Annotated in this window: 1 protein-coding gene; it reads right to left on the bottom strand. The window is 51.8% G+C overall.

The genetic code is table 11. The features are described from left to right. Positions 1 to 496, bottom strand: a 496-nt coding sequence (locus tag ACYVTD_RS16305; RefSeq protein ID WP_461248722.1) for an InlB B-repeat-containing protein, incomplete at both ends; no start/stop codon positions are given.

Raw genomic sequence — 496 nt, 5'->3', positions numbered from 1 at the left:
ATCATCTGCGGGGCGACCGTCCCGCCCCCGTCCGTTTCAAATGTTACGGAGAAAAACTTTATTTCCCATTTCGCGTAAATGACCAATGGGGAATTGACCGCAGTAGCGTCAAACATAAATTCGTTTGTAAGGGCGGGGTCGCTGCACCAGCGGACAAACGTGTAACCTTCTTTTTCCGGGTTGTCGGGCTTTGCCGCGTAACCGCCGATATTCACGGACTGTGGGGCGACCGTTCCCGCCTCGTTGGTTTCAAACCGTACCGTGTTTGTAACTTGCGTCCACTTTGCGTATAATGTGAGGTTTCCCGTTACGACGCTGTTAAAATTGTATTCCCCCGTTAAATTGGGGTTCGGAGACCAACACATGAACAGGTAGTTTTCCCTCTGGGGAATCGGCGGATAAATAACTTTTCCGCCGACCTCGACCACTTGCGCTGTTACGGGGCTTCCGCCGATTGAATTGAACGTAATCGTGTGGACTGTCCGCCATCTTGCGT

This window comes from Treponema sp. R6D11, assembly GCF_054786075.1.
Note: the sequence above shows the minus strand (reverse complement) of the source record. Positions and strands in the feature narration are given on the sequence as shown.